The organism is Kitasatospora sp. NPDC001664, from assembly GCF_053596675.1.
The window spans coordinates 258,778-274,353 of sequence record NZ_JBSFGS010000006.1; the positions used below are offsets into that span (position 1 = coordinate 258,778).

16 protein-coding genes and 2 tRNA genes are annotated in these 15,576 nt (G+C 70.5%); 9 read left to right on the forward strand and 9 right to left on the reverse strand.

Annotation, left to right across the window (positions count from 1 at the left end; genetic code table 11):
• Positions 1-60: 60 nt before the first annotated feature.
• Positions 61-549 (reverse strand): hypothetical protein, encoded by a 489-nt coding sequence (locus ACWCYY_RS11605; RefSeq protein WP_449795850.1) that lies wholly within the window; start codon positions 547-549, stop codon positions 61-63.
• A 187-nt stretch (positions 550-736) separates the two neighbouring features.
• Here ACWCYY_RS11605 and ACWCYY_RS11610 point away from each other — a divergent pair, with 187 nt between their 5' ends.
• The 3 genes from ACWCYY_RS11610 (at position 737) to ACWCYY_RS11620 (ending at position 2,736) form a co-directional block, all read left to right on the forward strand.
• Positions 737-1,453: a HEPN domain-containing protein gene (locus ACWCYY_RS11610; protein WP_449795851.1), complete on the forward strand. Its 717-nt coding sequence runs from the start codon at positions 737-739 to the stop codon at positions 1,451-1,453.
• Positions 1,454-2,165: 712 nt separating this feature from the next.
• A complete protein-coding gene (locus ACWCYY_RS11615) occupies positions 2,166-2,525 on the forward strand; it encodes a hypothetical protein (protein ID WP_449795852.1) in 360 nt (119 codons plus the stop codon).
• A 70-nt stretch (positions 2,526-2,595) separates the two neighbouring features.
• Positions 2,596-2,736, forward strand: a complete 141-nt coding sequence (locus ACWCYY_RS11620) for a hypothetical protein (protein ID WP_449795853.1) — start codon at positions 2,596-2,598, stop codon at positions 2,734-2,736.
• 54 nt (positions 2,737-2,790) lie between these two features.
• Here the strand turns inward: ACWCYY_RS11620 and ACWCYY_RS11625 are convergent, their stop codons facing one another.
• The gene (locus ACWCYY_RS11625) at positions 2,791-3,294 is read right to left on the reverse strand and encodes a hypothetical protein (RefSeq protein WP_449795854.1); all 504 of its coding nucleotides are present in this window, start codon (positions 3,292-3,294) and stop codon (positions 2,791-2,793) included.
• Between the two features lie 220 nt (positions 3,295-3,514).
• Between ACWCYY_RS11625 and ACWCYY_RS11630 the strand changes: the two genes are divergently transcribed.
• Positions 3,515-3,591, forward strand: a tRNA-Met gene (locus ACWCYY_RS11630).
• Between the two features lie 130 nt (positions 3,592-3,721).
• Complete coding sequence (locus tag ACWCYY_RS11635; RefSeq protein ID WP_449795855.1) at positions 3,722-4,045, forward strand: hypothetical protein; 324 nt, start codon at positions 3,722-3,724, stop codon at positions 4,043-4,045.
• A gap of 234 nt (positions 4,046-4,279) precedes the next feature.
• On the opposite strand, the gene ACWCYY_RS11640 is transcribed toward ACWCYY_RS11635, so the two are convergent.
• Positions 4,280-5,332, reverse strand: coding sequence for a hypothetical protein (locus ACWCYY_RS11640; protein WP_449795856.1), 1,053 nt, complete (start codon positions 5,330-5,332; stop codon positions 4,280-4,282).
• A gap of 542 nt (positions 5,333-5,874) precedes the next feature.
• On the opposite strand from ACWCYY_RS11640, the gene ACWCYY_RS11645 reads away from it, so the two are divergent.
• The 4 genes from ACWCYY_RS11645 to ACWCYY_RS11660 all read left to right on the forward strand — a co-directional run bounded on the left by ACWCYY_RS11645 (position 5,875) and on the right by ACWCYY_RS11660 (position 8,830).
• Positions 5,875-6,528, forward strand: a complete 654-nt coding sequence (locus tag ACWCYY_RS11645) for a helix-turn-helix domain-containing protein (protein ID WP_449795857.1) — start codon at positions 5,875-5,877, stop codon at positions 6,526-6,528.
• A gap of 106 nt (positions 6,529-6,634) precedes the next feature.
• A complete protein-coding gene (locus ACWCYY_RS11650; protein ID WP_449795858.1) occupies positions 6,635-6,919 on the forward strand; it encodes a helix-turn-helix transcriptional regulator in 285 nt (94 codons plus the stop codon).
• Between the two features lies 1 nt (position 6,920).
• Complete coding sequence (locus tag ACWCYY_RS11655; RefSeq protein WP_449795859.1) at positions 6,921-8,168, forward strand: tyrosine-type recombinase/integrase; 1,248 nt, start codon at positions 6,921-6,923, stop codon at positions 8,166-8,168.
• 107 nt (positions 8,169-8,275) lie between these two features.
• Complete coding sequence (locus ACWCYY_RS11660) at positions 8,276-8,830, forward strand: hypothetical protein (protein WP_449795860.1); 555 nt, start codon at positions 8,276-8,278, stop codon at positions 8,828-8,830.
• Between the two features lie 24 nt (positions 8,831-8,854).
• On the opposite strand, the gene ACWCYY_RS11665 is transcribed toward ACWCYY_RS11660, so the two are convergent.
• The 6 genes from ACWCYY_RS11665 to ACWCYY_RS11690 all read right to left on the reverse strand — a co-directional run bounded on the left by ACWCYY_RS11665 (position 8,855) and on the right by ACWCYY_RS11690 (position 15,421).
• Positions 8,855-9,886 carry a hypothetical protein gene (locus ACWCYY_RS11665; protein ID WP_449795861.1) on the reverse strand — a complete coding sequence of 344 codons (1,032 nt, stop codon included), beginning with the start codon at positions 9,884-9,886 and terminating at the stop codon, positions 8,855-8,857.
• A 176-nt stretch (positions 9,887-10,062) separates the two neighbouring features.
• Positions 10,063-11,235 carry a hypothetical protein gene (locus tag ACWCYY_RS11670; protein WP_449795862.1) on the reverse strand — a complete coding sequence of 391 codons (1,173 nt, stop codon included), beginning with the start codon at positions 11,233-11,235 and terminating at the stop codon, positions 10,063-10,065.
• A 514-nt stretch (positions 11,236-11,749) separates the two neighbouring features.
• Positions 11,750-11,823, reverse strand: a tRNA-Pro gene (locus ACWCYY_RS11675).
• Positions 11,824-11,961: 138 nt separating this feature from the next.
• On the reverse strand, positions 11,962-13,356 hold the full coding sequence (locus ACWCYY_RS11680; RefSeq protein WP_380149915.1) for an MFS transporter: 1,395 nt from the start codon (positions 13,354-13,356) through the stop codon (positions 11,962-11,964).
• Between the two features lie 134 nt (positions 13,357-13,490).
• Positions 13,491-14,279 (reverse strand): DUF1684 domain-containing protein, encoded by a 789-nt coding sequence (locus ACWCYY_RS11685; RefSeq protein WP_449795863.1) that lies wholly within the window; start codon positions 14,277-14,279, stop codon positions 13,491-13,493.
• A gap of 272 nt (positions 14,280-14,551) precedes the next feature.
• The gene (locus ACWCYY_RS11690) at positions 14,552-15,421 is read right to left on the reverse strand and encodes an acyl-CoA thioesterase (RefSeq protein WP_345290273.1); all 870 of its coding nucleotides are present in this window, start codon (positions 15,419-15,421) and stop codon (positions 14,552-14,554) included.
• Between the last annotated feature and the right edge of the window lie 155 nt (positions 15,422-15,576).

Below are 15,576 nucleotides of genomic sequence, written 5' to 3' on the forward strand. Positions count from 1 at the left end.
CGCAGGCCCCCGGCCCGGCCGGCGGGGCAGCAGTCTCCCCGCCACCCGCGCGGATCGCGGTCACTGCCGGGCTGGCACCTGCGCGCCCGTGTCGTCCAGCGCCCAGGCCAGCCACTCCAGGCCCCACTGGAGCGGAGTTCCGCGCCGGTCGGTCAGCGCGGCCGGTACCTCGAACATGTCGGGCAGCGGGATGTGCTCGCGCAGCAGCGGCTCGGCCAGTGGCGCCAGCCACTCGTACCCGGGGGCACCACTGTGGCCGGCGACGAACGCCTCGACCACCGCGGCGGCGCGCACCGGGTCGCCGACCGTGGCCCGGATCTCCGTCTCGGGCACATCACTCACCCGGCCGGCGTGCTCGTCGGCAGCGGCCAGCAGGAGCAGCGCCAGCGCCTGCAGCCCGTGGAGGGCGTAAGAGTCAGACGGACCCTCATCGTCATCCCAACGGGGTTCGACCAATTCGGCCCCCCGCCACAGCGAGTCCGACCAGCCGGCCGATCCTGCCGCCGCCAGCGCACCGGCCCTCCACCACAGCCTCTTCTTCTTGACCACTTGCGTCCCCTTCTCTGCAGCCCTGCCCTCACTATGCCTGGCCACGTGCAACGGCTGCCGCAGCTCTGCCCGAATCGGCAGCCCTGCGCCGGGGCCAGGGGAAACCGACTGGTTCCAACTTCCCACAGGGCTGTGAGGGTTGAACCAGTAGGCTCCTTAGCTCGGGAGGGTCAGGTGGCCTTCGGGATTGGGCGAGGAGAAGCGGATCGTGCAAGCGTATGGGCAGGCCCACCGGAGCCTCCTCGACGATGCAGTGCCCGACATCGAACGATTGGTCGAGTTCCACGAGAAGGAAACCGGGATCGGCAGGGGCTACCGTCGGCCGGACATCCAGGTCGTCAGCCGCTCTGCGGTGGTGCTGACCTGTGCCTCGTGGGAGGCGTTCTGCGAGGACCTCGTGGTGGAAGCTCTCCAGCACTTGGCCGATCACTCGCCGAACGGCCTGGCGCTCCCCGACGAGGTCAAGAAGACCTTGAAGGCCAGTCTGCTCGCGGACAAGCATGAGCTGGCGATCTGGAACTTGGCCGATGAAGGTTGGCGGACCGCGCTTAGGGATCGCGCGACGTTGATCTCGAGCGACGACGACCGCTCGTTGAACACCCCGAAGCCCGCCCAGGTCAAGGGCTTCTTCAACAAGTACGTCGGGATCGCCGACATCACGGCCTCTTGGGTATGGCACAAGAACAACCAGGAGCGCACGAGCAAGCTCTTGGATGACTTCGTCGCCCTCCGCGGCTCCATCGCCCACCGGCGGTCGCCGGCGGGCGGAGTCCGGAAGAAGAAGGCGACGGACGGGCTGGATCTGGTCCAGCGCCTGGCCGCGAAGAGTGCCGAGTGCGTCAGCGAGCACCTTCTCAAGCACACCGGGACTGCCCTCCCGGAGTTGGACCCACCGGTGATCTGACGCTCGAACTCAACCCAGCCCAACCGTCGTTCACGGCGCGATCGGGTCGGGGGGCGAGGCGGCCGGGGTCGGCTGCCGGACGCACCTCGACGCCGGGGCCTGGCCGCCCTGGAGAGCGGCCCCGACCCGGCTGCGCAGCACGAGACCCAGGCGCGGTACGGAGCTGCTGGTGGCATCCGACCGCGACGGTGGCGAGTTATAGGCAATCCGGCCGCGTGACCTCGTCGCGCAGGTTGGCACCGCCGGGGTTCGAACACGGGGCCACTGTCCGGTGCCGGCCTCCGATAATTCGGTTGTCGGCATCGACTGCGCCGCGCTTCCATCAGCGGATGGAGACAGTAACTCCCCAGCACATCAACGAGTTTCGCGTCCACGGGTACACCGTGGTGCCCGATGTCCTCACCCCGGTCCAGGTAGCCGACTGGCGGGCGCTCGTCGGTCGGCACCTCGACTTGCAGCCGCCCGAGGACGGTCGGACCGGACCGTACTTCCTGTGGCCCGCGCTCGCCCAGGACCCCGAGCTGCGCAACCTGTACTGCGCCAGTGCCGTCGCCGAGGTGGTTGAGCCCCTCCTGCGGGCAGGACTTTCTCTGCCGGAACCGGAGGTCGCACACTGGCGGTCACTTTGCCCCCGCACCCGCACCACCCCGGCGCCCCACACATCGACGGTCTCACCCCCACCGAGGATGACGGTCGCCCGGGAACGTTCACCGTGCTCGCCGGCCTGCTCCTGACCGACCAGCGCGACCGAGACCGGGGAAACCTGTGGGTGTGGCCGGGCACCCACCTGCGAACCGGGGCGTGGCTGCGTGAGAACGGCGCCGACGCGCTGGCCACCGCGATGCCTTACCCCCCGGTCGAGCTGGGCGAGCCGTCACAGGTCACCGGAGCAGCCGGAAGCCTGATCCTCGTGCACTATCTCCTGGCGCACAACATCGGAGGGCACTTCGGGACCACCTGCGACGAGCGGCGGGAGACCGTGTACTTCCGCTTGCGCGCAGGCGGCCACCGCGGGCGCTGGCGCGAGGCCGTGACCGACCCGTTGACGGAGTTCGCCCCCCTGACGAGCTGAGAGGCGCTCGGTCGGCCGGCTCTACCGTCGGCTCATCGCCGAGGAGAACGCGGCCGGCATCGACTGGATCGTGGTCTCCAGCCCGCTGCTGCCCGCCCTGGTCTCCTACCAGCTGCTCACCGAGCCCGCTGGTGCGTCGGACCACCACGGTGTCGCAGTGGTGTTCGATACCGACTTGATCGACACCGCCAACCCCTGGGCCTACAGCTGAGTGCCCCGGTCCGGCTCAGCGGCAGGTGCCCGCCGCTGAGCCGGACCGGCTGCCTCACGCATCTGCTCCAGGGGCGGGTTCGCCAGGCCCTTGGCCGGTCTCTGCCCACCGCGCGGCGCTCGCGATCAGCTTGCGGCACTCCTCGGCCCACACCTCGTACGCCTCGATCTCGCAGGAGCGGAACGCCTGCGCGACCGGCCTGATCTCCTCGGGATCGAGCACTGGTGCCGCGACCGCGTGGAGCAGGTTCTTCACCGCTTGCACCTGGTCGGCGGTCTGCGGGCACGGGCTCACGGGCGCCAGACCACCACGGTCGAGTCCTGCGTCGACACCGGTCACCACGTAGTGCCGTGTGCGCTCCCACAGGTCGGCGCTCAGCTCGTCGCCCGGCAGGTCTCTGACGAGTTGCGCGCTGAGCGGCGTCGCGGCGGTGAGGTACTCCCGCACGTGGGCGTGGGCGCGTTCCAGCGTGGCCTTGGCACCCACGGCCTTGGAGGCGACCACGAGTTCGAGCGTCGGCCAGCGCACGGGTGTCTCGGTGCTTGAGGTCTCGGTCATGCGGGCGACGCTACCCAGTACGGCACCGAGCTGGGGCGGTTTTCGCCACGCCCGGACCTACCCGTCAGGGGCCCGTCGGCATCCGCCCAGCCGAGGGGGCTGGGCCGGCTCGCCCTGCTCCAGCGCACTGCGGCGGACGAGCGGCCGACCCGGGCTGGCCCGTCCGGTGGATATCCGTTTCCCGGCACCACTGCCGGTGCCGTACTGTTGCGTTCACCGACGCGGGGTGGAGCAGCTCGGTAGCTCGCTGGGCTCATAACCCAGAGGTCGCAGGTTCAAATCCTGTCCCCGCTACCAATGAAGAGGCCGGGGCCGGCACACATCGTGTGCCGGCCCCGGCCTCTTCCGCCATCGGCCCCGAGGGCCCGATGGGGTGCGGCCCTGGTGTCGAGGCGGTGGTGCAGCTGGGCTGGGTAGGAGGCGAGGCATGGAGAGCGAGCCCCCGGTGGCTGGTCGCCACCACGACGACGTGTTCGAGGACGGCACCACGGCGCTGGGGCTGGCCTTCGGCGCCGGTCTGAGCACGATGGTGCTGGCCGTCGCGGTGATCCTGCGGGCAGGTACCCGCTTCGAGAACCTACTCGGTGCTCTGCTGGTCTCGGCCGGCGCGGCGGTCGCGGTCATGACGGGGGTCTTCGTCATCAGCATCTTCCGGTTCCGGCGGCACGGCATCGGCGGTGGCTACGTCGCGGGAACGGTCACGATCACCCTGCTGGGCTTCCTCGGCGCTTGGTGGGTCGCCGTCCGGTAGGCCGGCTGCCGTGGCTCCGGCCGGCCCGGTGTCCTGCTGACCGGCGGTCAGCGCCGGGGCTCGAAGAAGTCGCCCCTGTGGGCGATGGGCACCACTGGCTGCAGGCACGTGGGTCGGTACAGGACCCATGCGTCGTGTCGTGCACGCCCATGCGCAGCCAGCCCGCCCAGGAGCCCTCCCGCGATCTGTCACCAAGATCATCAGGATGGTGTCGGGGATCGGATAGCTTCCGACTCAGTGTTTCGCCAGTCGCTTGGCGCAGCCGGAGCAGAAATCGGCGGGGTCGTCGAAGCGGTTGTCCAGCAGTCCCCCGCAGCGGCAGTAGGCCAAGGTGTGGAAGATGCCAGCGCAGCCGAGACACAGGTGGACCGCGTACTCGGGGTCCAGGGCGGGACGGGTGGCCTCTACGAGGGAGGGGGTGCAGCAGGCCGGACACCAGTGGACCGGCGGGGTCTCGTTGTCGCGGGTGTCCTGTGCGACGTTGCGGACCATGGCGGCCCAGACGTAGTCCGCTGCGGCCGTCTCGCCGTCCGGCCACTGCCGGTAACAGAACCGGCACGAGACTGGAGCACCGGCGACCAGGGCGGCCATGCTGCACTCCGGGCAGAGGACCGTGCTCTCCGCGCAGGCGTCCAGAGTTTCCCGCAATCCGGCCATCCGTGTGTCGATCAGCCGGGTGATGGCACGCAGGCGGTGGCGGATGCCGTCCATGGCTGCGTCGACCAGGGTCTGTTCGGCAGAGGCCACATGCGGACGGAGGTGTTCGTTGATGAAGGTAAGGAGGAAGTCCAGCACGGTGGCGGCCTGCGCCTCAACTGCGTGCGCCGACTGAGTGAGCCCGTAGTGCTGGAGAGCGTTGCGTGTCTTGCCCAGTTTCCTGACCGCTTCGATCTGCTGTGCGTTGAGCTCCAGGCCGACGATGTTCCGCAGGCGTTCCAAGGTCTCGTCGGTGCCACAGCTAAGGAAGTCTCCGCTGGTGAACTTCTGGTGGCTAGCCCTGCCGGGGTCCTTTACCACCAGCGTCCAGTGTTCCTGCTGGAGGCGGGCCTTGAGGAGAACTTCCGTGCCGGCCTGGAGATGGAGGACGGCGTACTTGAGGTCGCGCGGTGTCGGGCGCGAGTCATTGTCGTCGGGTTCCTCGTCGGCGGAGAGGTAGCCGACGACGCTGTCGAGGTAGTCCAGGCCGTTGAGAACAGGCGGAAACGCCACCAGGGTCGGCTCCACCGATCCTGTGGCCGGCTCCGACCGGGGGTTGGGCACCTCAGTGGGCGGGATCCCGTCGGTCATCTGCTCCCCCTGCGCTCTCGGACCGTCCTGGCGAAGTCGCCGGGCGTGCCGGTTGTCCCCCTGGCACCGGTTGTTGAAGACCGTTTCCGGCCTGATGCCGGCTAAGGAGAGGAGCGTACCCAGTGCAAGGTCGGTTCTGTCTGCTGGCTCACCCTGCCAACGTAGGCGGCGCGCGGCCGGGCCGGGGTGTAAGCGCCGTCAGCAGCCTCTACGCCGCCTGCCGGGCGTCCCGGGGACGGAGAAAGTGGAGGAGGTCCGCGGTGATCACGCGGTAGCTGCCGCCAACCTCCACCACGGTGCACGGGTAGCGCCCCTCACGGGCCATGCGGTACCCGACCGTCCTGCCGATCGAGAGCAGCTCATTGGCGGTAGACAGTGGGATCGCCGGCGGAAGGGCAGCGAGGGCTTCTGCTGAAAACTTCCCCGGTCGGGCAGTCCGGACTGCGTTCACGGCAACTTCCATCCCATGCGATGTTCTCTGTGCGAGAAACATCTATCACATCTGCCCTAGATGCAGAAGGCATCTCATGTATTCTTCCCTCATGACAGATTCCAAGGAGCGGTGGCCAGCCGCGCTCACCGCGCGGATCGCCACGACGGTCAAGGCACAGCGAACCCGACTGGGCATGACGACCGCTGACCTCTCGGCAGCGTGCGCGGCCAGGGGTGTGCCGGTCGCCGCGAACACCATCACCAAGATCGAGCTGGGCCAGCGGGATTCGCTCAAGCTGGAGGAGGCCCTTGTCCTCGCCCACGCCCTTGATCTGCCGTTTGTGGCGTTGCTCGTTCCGCTGGAGCGCCAGACCGACATCGATCTCCTGCCCGAGGTGACCGTTCCGGTCTGGGAGGCCGCGGCATGGATCACCGGCGAGGACCACATCGGCGAGGATCCCGCGCCCGGCTCGGTCCGGGCTGCGCTCACCGTCTTCCGCGAGCACGACGTCGATGTGCGCACCGCGCTGATCTCCACCCGCGAAGCCCACAGCCGCCGCGTTCAGGCACGTCAGGCTCTCGGCTCAGCCCGCTACGAGCAGCTGGCACGACAGGCCGACGAACTTGACCGTATGGCCCACGAGGACTGCAGCCGGCTGAAGGCCGCCCGGGACCAGATGCGTGCCGGTGGCCTCCAGCCAGCCCCTCTGCCGGCTGCGCTCGACTTCGTCGACCCGGCAGACGCTCAGCCAGCTAGCAACTGACCTCCCACGCCCACCCTTTGCTGCCCCTGGGGACCACCACCATGCTCCGATCACCCGTGCCCCCGGCACCTTCCGCGCTTCCCGTCTCCACCAGTGGACGTGCGGTATGAACGCTCAGCAGCCCGCTGGCGGTGCCGCCGTGGCACCTGAGAGCGACGCCGCTCACCCGGCAGCCGTCGACCTGCTGCACAGCGGCTGGTACACCGCCGAGGAGCTTGCCCCGCTCCTCAAGGTTGACCCGTCGACCCTCCGCCGCTGGCGCAACGCGGAGCCTCCGCAGGGTCCGCCCTTCGTGCGGCTCGCCAACCGGACAGTCGTCTACTCCATCCCTGACACGCAGGCATGGCTCAACTCCAAACGCATAGCTCCCGCAGAACCGGAGGCCGCATAACTTGGCTGACACCCCCGTCATCGTCCCGATCGCGATCGACCTGACCGACGACATCGAGTTCCGCCCGGATCGGCGCCCCGACTTCCGCTACCGCGCACGTGTGCGATGGTGGGACCCCGACGGGGGCGGGCGAAAGTCGCTGTCCAACTCCGTCGCCTCCGAGGACGAGGCGAAGGACTGGATCGACCGCATGCGCAAGGCGGCCATGCGCGGAATCGTCCCGTCGCTCTCGAATGTGACTCTGGCGGACTACGGGGACGCGAACTGGGACCTGGCCATGCGTGGTCTGGAGTCGAAGACCCTCGACCCCTACCGGGCCGGTTGGAAGCTGCGGGTAGTCCCGACTATGGGCCACGTCCCGGTGGTTTCGATGACCAACGGCATCACCGACCGGGCGCTCCACGCCTGGATATCCGACGAGGTCGGCAAGTCCTCCGTCAAGAACACGCTCGCCCCCCTCGTCCGTGTCATGGAGCAGGCCCGCCGCGACGGCATGATCGACTTCAATCCGTGCCGGATGACCGGCTGGCAGTCCCTCTACAAGCAGTTCGAGGACGAGCTGGACAACCCGCGCAGCCTCGCCCTGCCCGACTGGGACGCGCTCGACGCCCTCGCCGACGCCCTCGTGGCCCGATCCCACGGAAACTACCGGATCTGGGGCGACATCGTTCGCTTCGCTGCCTGCACTGGCGCCCGTATCGGCGAGGTCTCCGGAGTCCGCGTCAAGGACATCAACCGCTTCGACTGGACCTGGGACCTCTGCCGGCAGACCACCCCCAGCCCCGGCGGGCTCGTCGACAAGGGCACCAAGGGAAAACGCCGCCGCACCGTCCCGCTCATCGAAGAGATACGCGACACCGTGCGTTGGAGGCTAACCGTCGTGGGCGATGACCCGATGGCCCGGCTGTTCACCGGGCCACGCGGTGGCCGCGTCACCACCGCGATCCTCCGCGACGCCACCCACTGGGACGAAGTCGTAATGCAGTTGGGCTTCCACTGGCTGCGCCGCCACGGCCTGCGCCACACCGGTCTTACCTGGCTCGCTGACGCCAACGTGCGCCTGCACGTGCTGCAGAAGATCGCCGGGCACGGGCAGATCACCACGACCCAGCGCTACCTCCACCCCTCCCACGTCGACTACATCGAGGCTGGCAACGCCCTCAGCGCCCATCTCGCGGCTGGGCGCAAGGCCACCCCCGCGACGCCCGAGCCCGAGACTCCTGCCCGCCGCCTGTACATCGTCCGCTGAACAGCCGTTGGGGCGTGCACCGTTTGGACTGCACGCCCCAACAGCCGTTTCCACCAATAGGATCCCGTAGCCACCAGCTACGCCTGCCGAGACCTCGGAGCAGACCTTTGAACCACGACCGTGCGGAGTTTCAGGCCCTCCTCGGACGGACGCTCTCCGAACTGGCCCGCCGCGGCGTCACGCTGGGCCCCAATGGGGTGGCGGACGCCGTCGAACAGCAGGCCACCGCCATCGCCAGGAGGCTGGGCATCAAGAAGCGCGAAGCGCTGGCCCACATCGCCCCCGGCCCGCTCGCCGACTCCATCGCCGCCGCCGCCCGGGAGCGAGAGCACGCTGACCTCTCCGTCGGCGCGGGCCCGTTTCCTCCCGTGGACAATCCCGAACTCGCCATGATCCTCGCCGACGTACCGGACGCGCTCGTGGAGAGCGGCGGCGACCTCTACTCGGTCATCCTCAACGTCGCGGTCAACGCATGGATGGCCGGCCACGTGCACGGCGAAGACGGCTGCAGCGGCTGCGACTTCCGCGGCGACACCGGCCACGACTGGCAGGCGCGCATGGACACCCTCAATGCGGCGGTCCCGGACATCACGAAGTGGTTCAACCGGGACGTCTGGACGAAGGCCCTGGAGAACAGCGGCTACACCGTCACGCGCCGCTGAACCCCACGGCGCCGTTGCGGCTGGTCATAGGTACACAACGACCAGGCCGTCGGCGTGCTCGGCCAGCTCCGCCGAGACGCGGGCGGCCGGGTTCTGCAGCGCCGCCTGGACGTAGTCGGGGAGCCCGGTGCGCAGGCCCCGCAGCACGTGCTCGAAGAAGGGGAGGCCGAAGTGGCCGCGCGCCCCGGGCAGGGCGTCGAAGACCCGGCCGCCGGCGGCCCGCTCGTCGCGGAGCTCGGGCAGGACCGCCGTCTCGAACGCACCGGAAGCCGCCTTGGCGAGCTTGTCGGTCATGAACTTCGCGACCCGTCGCGCGCCGATCTGCCCAGGGACCAGGAGTTGGCGCAGACCGTTCATGTCCGGGCCCAGTTGCATCCGGTAGTACAAGGCGAGGGCGGGGTCGTCGGCGTCGAGGCCGGGCTTCGTCAACCGGCTGAGCGGCTCCGCGTGATGGAAGACGTCCTCGATCGGATCGAAGCCGGTGAGGAACGGCAGTTTGCGTGGCGGGGCTGTCGCGCGGAGCGCCGCGTTCTCGACCGTACGCCGGGCCTGGAGCGCGGGGAGGATGGTCACTGCGGCGCCCTCCCGCTGGTTGCACGGGGTGTCCGGGTGCCGCATGGTGCACTGCATGGCACTGCGATAGGCGGCGTCGCCGGCGTAGAGGGTGTAGGCGGCCGGGACCTCGAAGAAGTCGGAGGCGGCGAGAAGCTGATCCATCTGCAGGCCGGTCCTGGTCTCGTGGTGAAACCCGATCTTCCAACCCCGGCCCGTGCGGTGGATGACCTTGGCCTGGACGAGGCAGCCGAACGCCTCTCCGCTTCGGTCGACCCACCACCAGAGGTAGTCCCCTCCGACCCGGTTCTCCTGCTTCTTCGAGAACTTCGCCCAGGTGACCTCGCGCGGCAGGCGGCTGCAGAGGTGGGTGGTGACATACTCCTCGTCGAACATCACGCCCTGGCCGAGCAGGAGCCCCATTTCGTCCTCGGCCGCAGCGGTGGCCCGCAGGAAGGCCTGGTGCGCTGGTGGCTGGTATCGGGTGGGTTGGTCAGCGCTCACGGAGTCTCCGGCGACGAGGGCCACTCATGGTGTTGGTCCCATGATGAGGCCAGTGGTTGAGAGCACCCGGGCACCGCGCCGCTGGCCCATGCCGCCCGGCGGAGGATGCCCGGCGAGGGCATGCACAGCACGAAGTGGCGGACGGGTCTACCTGCCCGCAGGGATCGCGGCGAGACTCACCCGAGCGCCTCAGCGGCGATCCGGCCCCAGCTGGGACGCGGTTCGCCAGCCGGGTGCACGAGTGTCAGCAGCCGCCCTTCGAGGAACAGGTCGAGCCGGCTTCCGTTCTCGGTACTCAGGCGGCGGCGTTGGGCTCGGGGGTCCACGGGGACACGCTCGCCGAGAACACCGACCAGCACTTCGTGGCGCGCCGGGCCGACGGCATCGGCCCGGATCCACGTCCCGCGCACCGGGACGCCGGCGAGCTTGCCCAAGGTGCTCTCCTCGCGGCCGAACGCGCGGTCCATCGCCGCATCGACCACCGGCCGGGCCCGGCCGATCGCCGTCGCGGCCCCTTCGTCCGGGACACCGGGATCCGGCTCCGGTACGCGGTAGAACGGCGGGTCCAGGTCGTCCTCCGGGGCCGTCTCGAGCCGTCGGCGGGGGTCGGGCCGGGGGACGCGGAAGCGCCAGGGCTGCTGGCTTCCGGGCTTCTCGATCCATCCGGTCTTCAGGCTGGCGGTGGCCGGCGAATCCTCGGGCAGGAAGATGTCGACGTAGACGCCGCCGGTGCCGAGCCAGACCCAGCTCATGAAGTAGGGGTGGCCGCTGTGGTCGGCCGACCAGGTGGCGAGTTTCTGCAGGCGCTTCTTCTGGTCGGCGGTTCCCCTGACCGCGGGGAGCATCAGTTTGGCGTCCCGGCGGCGGCCACGGGCCTCGCCGGCCAGCGGGCCGCCGGCGAGGTCGTAGAGCAGGTCCGGGCGGACCCCGGTGTTGGCGTAGGTGCCCAGGAGCTTGTCGGGCAGGACGTCGAAGCTGCTGAGCCCGTGGACGCCGGGCTTCCAGTCGAACAGGGTCTCGCTGGCGGCGGTCATCACCCCGAGCCCGGTGCACTCGCTGACGAAGCGGCGGATGTGCCCGGAGCTGGAGTCCAGTGCGCCGCAGTCCGCCCAGAGCGGTCCCGTGCCGGTGCCGCCCCTCAGATAACTGAGCAGGAGGCTGATCTCGTGGTTGCGCACGCGCTGGTCGACCGTCCGGCGCAGGTCGCAGGCCAGGGCGTTGATGTTGGCCAGCGCGGCCAGCGACACCGGGAGGGGTCCCTGGCCCACTTCGACGGCCTCGACCGCCTCCGCGCCGGCGGGTCCCGTCTCGACCGTGAAGCGCCAGACCCTGGCGTGCACCGTGCTCATGGGCGAAGCCTATGACGGCCCTGTGACGGTGCCGCGGGCCAGCCCGGCCGTCGCCCCACCGGCCGCCGCTCTTGTGCGGATCCGACAACAGCGCGCGGCGGCTCCCGCGGGCGAATGCAGAGGGGCGGCCGATGTCGCGGTGCTCGGCCCGGGTGAACTGGCGGTTCCGGGTGGCGGGTCGAACACCGCCAATCCGCCTGGGGCGAAGAACCGTTCCGGGGCCGGCCAGGGAATCGCCACGCGAGCGGTGCGGGTACTGCGCGAAATTTTACCGAGCCGGATATTCGGACAGCTCGTCCCGGCGGTATTCTGGCCAGGTGGGGACAGGCGGGCCGTCGTCCGGCTGGTCCCCGGGAGCGGTTCTCCGGAGTTCGCCCGGAGGGCCTTGGTCCCCAGCTGGTCCCCAGCAAGATCATCGAGAGGGTGTCCGCAGTGCCCCACGTCACTGACGGGGTGTCACGGAAAAGCCCCCTGACCTGGACTTTCGTCCAGCCCAGAGGGCTTCCGACTCGCGTCGGGACGACAGGATTTGAACCTGCGACCCCTTGACCCCCAGTCAAGTGCGCTACCAAGCTGCGCCACGTCCCGTGGTCCGAACACTTCGGCCTTGCGGCTTCTGCTCTCCGACCTCGTCCCCGGTGTCCCGGCGACGTGGAAAACAATACAGCACGCGGAGGGGTGCTCGCTGCCAGGTTTCCGGGGACGGCGGTGGTGGTGCCGTGCAGGTCAGGGGGTGGGGTGGCGGGCGTCGTAGTGGAGGAAGGCGGGGCGGAGGGCGGCGAGGAGGAGGACGGCGGCGATGCAGGCGAGGCCGCCGATGAGGAGGGCGGTGGTGGTGGAGGTGAGGGAGGCGGTGGTGCCGGCGAAGAAGTCGCCGAGGCGGGGGCCGCCGGCGACGACGACGATGAAGACGCCTTGGAGTCGGCCGCGCATGTCGTCGGGGGCTCCGACCTGGAGGATGGTGTTGCGGAAGATCATGCTGACCGAGTCGGCGGCTCCGGCGGCGGCGAGGGCGAGCAGGCCGAGCCAGAGGTGGGTGGTGAGGCCGAAGGCGGCGATGGCGAGGCCCCAGGCGGCGACTCCGGCGATGATGGCGGTGCCGTGGCGGTGGACCCGGGAGACCCAGCCGGAGAACAGCGCGCCGGTGAGGGCGCCGGCCGCGGCGGCGGTGACCAGCAGGCCGACCGTACCGGGGCCGCCGTGGTAGACGCCGACGGCGATCGCGGGGAAGAGGGCGCGGGGCGAGGCGAGGATCATCGCTATGAGGTCGGCGACGAAGCTGGTGCGGAGGTTGGGCCGGCTGCGCAGGAAGCGGAGGCCGTCGAGGACGGAGGCGCGCTTCTTCGCCGTGCCGGACGCGGTGGTGCCGTCGCCGGGGAGCATCGCGGGGAGTCGCCACATCGCGTAGAGGACGCCGCTGAAGGCGACGGTGTCGACGAGGTAGGCGGACTGGACGCCGAGGGTGCCGATCAGGAGGCCGCCGACCAGCGGGCCGACAGTGGTGCCGAGGTTCATGCTCATGCTGCCGAGGGCGTTGGCGGCCGGGAGCTGATGGGACGGCACCAAGCGGGGGATCATGGCCGAGCGGGCGGGTGAGCTGAGGGCGAAGAAGCCGGCCTGCACCGCGACCATCGCGTAGAGCAGGGGCACCGAGCGGAGGTCGAGCAGGGCCTGGACGGCGAGCACGGCCGAGGTGACGGCCAGTCCGGCGGAGCCGAAGAGGCCGAGCAGGCGGCGGTCGACGGTGTCGGCGATGGCCCCGCCGAAGAGGCCGAGCACGACCAGCGGGACGAGGGAGAAGAGGCCGACCAGGCCGGTGGCGAAGGTGGATTCGGTGAGCTGGAAGACCTGGACCGAGACCGCCACCGCGGTCATCTGCTGGCCGATGGCGGAGACCGCCTGGCCGGTCCACAGCCGCCGGTAGTCGGGGTGCTCGCGCAGCGGGCTGAGGTCGGCGAAGGCGGACCGCCGCAGCCGTTGCCACCGTCCCGGGGCGGCAGTCTCGGCGGTGACGGCAGCGCTCGGTCGGCCGGGCGCGGACGGTCCGTCAGGCGCCGACGGTTCGTCGGGCGGCGGGGGCACGGACTGCGAGGAGGTGGGATGCGTCGACACGCGCTTCATCCTCACCTACCCCGCAGCCCGTGGACGAACGGATTTCGCCGGTGTGACGAGGCCCGCAGGCAGTGCCCAGGCAGTGCCAAGACAGTGCCCAGGCAGTGCCCAGACAGCGCCCAGGCGGGCCCGCGAACCCGCCGCTACTTCGTCAGGACCTGCTTCTCGCCCGCCTCGACCACCAGCGGCAGCCGGTTCCCCGGCGGTGGGAACGGGCAGATGAAGTGGTCGGCGAAGGCGCACGGCGGCAGGTAGGCCCGGTTGAGGTCGAGCACGGTGCGGCCCTCCTCGTCGGGGGCGGGCAGGGTGATGAAGCGGAAGCGGTAGCTCTCCCGGCCGCTGCCGGCGTCCGCGATCACGCCGCTGAGCTGGTCGCCGGAGCGGCCGACGGTGAGGGTGTGCGGTTCGCCGGCCAGCTGGAAGGCGATCTGGCCGCTGGTGGCGAGCGGGCGCTCGCGGCCGTCCGCGTTCTCCACCAGGACGTCCTCGTCCTGGTCGAACGGGGTGAAGACGGCGGGCACGGCCCAGTCCGGCGAGTACGGGAACGCGGAGATCCCGGCGAAGCCGAGGCGGCCCTCCGACTCCGGGTCGAAGACCCGCAGCGCGAGCTCGCCCTCGCGCTCGATCGGGACGAGCAGCACCTCACCGAGCGTCAGCAGGTCGGCGCCGGGGGAGGTATCGGGGGTGAGGCGGCGGACGCCGTCCACCGGCCCGCCCCCGGAGCCCTCGACGGACAGTCCGTCAGCGGCGGTCGCCTCGACGTGCACCGCCCCGTCCGCGGCCCACCAGCGGCCGGGCAGGCCGGGCACCTCGGCGGGCTCGGGCTCCAGCCAGTGGGTGCCGGTGAGGGCGAGCGCGCCGTGCGGGGCGCTGACGCTCGCGGCGCGGCGCTCCGTCCAGTGCTCCCACTCCTGGGCGGCGGTGTCGGTCATGTCGGCTTCCTCCCTCGGATCGCCGGGCCCGGCCCGGGATACGGGCGGGCGCCGGGGACGTGGCCCGGGTCCGGGAGTGGCCGGAGCGCCGGGGTACGGCTCTCGTGCTCGTGTTCGTGCTCGTGCTCGTGCCCAAGCAAGCTCAGGCCCGTGCTCAAGGTCGAACGCGAACCGTACCCCGGGTCTTCCGGCCGTGCGTGATCGACATGGTTCCGCAACGGCGCGTGACGGCCGGCAACACTGCCGAACCGTCGTGCAACACTCCCGCCCCGTCAGGCCTTGCGGCTCGCGAGCGGACGGAACAGGCCCTCCTGCATCACCGACACCACCAGCTGCCCGCTCCGGTCGTAGATCTGACCCCGCGCCAGCCCGCGCGCGCCGTGCGCGATCGGGGACTCCTGCTGGTACAGCAGCCACTCGTCGGCGCGGAACGGCCGGTGGAACCACATCGCGTGGTCCAGCGAGGCCATGTCGAAGTTCCGCACGCCCCAGAGCGGCTCGACCGGGGCCCGGACGGCGTCCAGCAGGGTCATGTCGCTGGCGTAGGTGAGCGCGCAGACGTGGATCAGCGGGTCGTCGGGCAGCGCGCCGTTGGTCTTCAGCCAGACCCCGCTGCGCGGCTCGACCCCGACCAGCTCCTCCTTGCTCCAGCGCAGCCGGTCCACGTACCGGATGTCGAAGGGCTGGCGGCGGCTGATGAAGGGGGGCAGCTCACCCAGCTTCTGGCCCACCTCGTCCAGCGCGCTCGGCACCTCCTCCGGCCCGGGCACGACCGGCATCGCCTCCTGGTGCTCGATCCCGCCCTCCTCGGGGACGTGGAAGTCGGCGGTCAGGGCGAAGATGCTGCGGCCCTGCTGGATGCCGAGCACCCGCCGGGTGGTGAACGAGCGGCCGTCGCGGATCCGGTCCACCTGGTAGACGATCGGCACGCCGGGCACACCGGGGCGCAGGAAGTAGGCGTGCAGCGAGTGCACGGGGCGGTCGCCGTCCACCGTGCGCCCCGCCGCCACCAGGGCCTGGCCCGCCACCTGGCCGCCGAAGGTCCGCTGCAGGGCCTCCTCCGGGCTGCGTCCCCGGAATATGTTGAGCTCGATCTGCTCCAGGTCGAGCAGGTCCACCAGCTGGTCGACGGGGGTGCCCATGGGTCACCAGTCCTCTCTCGCCCGGCCCGCCTCGTCCGCGCACCGCGGTACGCGTACCGGGCCGGAACTCCGTACGTTCTACCGAGAAGTCTGCACACCCACCCGCCATTCCCGCCCACCCGGTGTCAGCTCCCGTGGGCAGCGGGGCAGCGGGG

Coding starts and splice junctions, on each gene's coding strand:
- ACWCYY_RS11625 (WP_449795854.1), bottom strand. CDS start 3,294: ATGACCGAGACCTCAAGCACCGAGACACCCGTGCGCTGGCCGACGCTC.
- ACWCYY_RS11635 (WP_449795855.1), top strand. CDS start 3,722: ATGGAGAGCGAGCCCCCGGTGGCTGGTCGCCACCACGACGACGTGTTC.
- ACWCYY_RS11640 (WP_449795856.1), bottom strand. CDS start 5,332: ATGACCGACGGGATCCCGCCCACTGAGGTGCCCAACCCCCGGTCGGAG.
- ACWCYY_RS11645 (WP_449795857.1), top strand. CDS start 5,875: ATGACAGATTCCAAGGAGCGGTGGCCAGCCGCGCTCACCGCGCGGATC.
- ACWCYY_RS11650 (WP_449795858.1), top strand. CDS start 6,635: ATGAACGCTCAGCAGCCCGCTGGCGGTGCCGCCGTGGCACCTGAGAGC.
- ACWCYY_RS11670 (WP_449795862.1), bottom strand. CDS start 11,235: ATGAGCACGGTGCACGCCAGGGTCTGGCGCTTCACGGTCGAGACGGGA.
- ACWCYY_RS11680 (WP_380149915.1), bottom strand. CDS start 13,356: ATGAAGCGCGTGTCGACGCATCCCACCTCCTCGCAGTCCGTGCCCCCG.
- ACWCYY_RS11685 (WP_449795863.1), bottom strand. CDS start 14,279: ATGACCGACACCGCCGCCCAGGAGTGGGAGCACTGGACGGAGCGCCGC.
- ACWCYY_RS11690 (WP_345290273.1), bottom strand. CDS start 15,421: ATGGGCACCCCCGTCGACCAGCTGGTGGACCTGCTCGACCTGGAGCAG.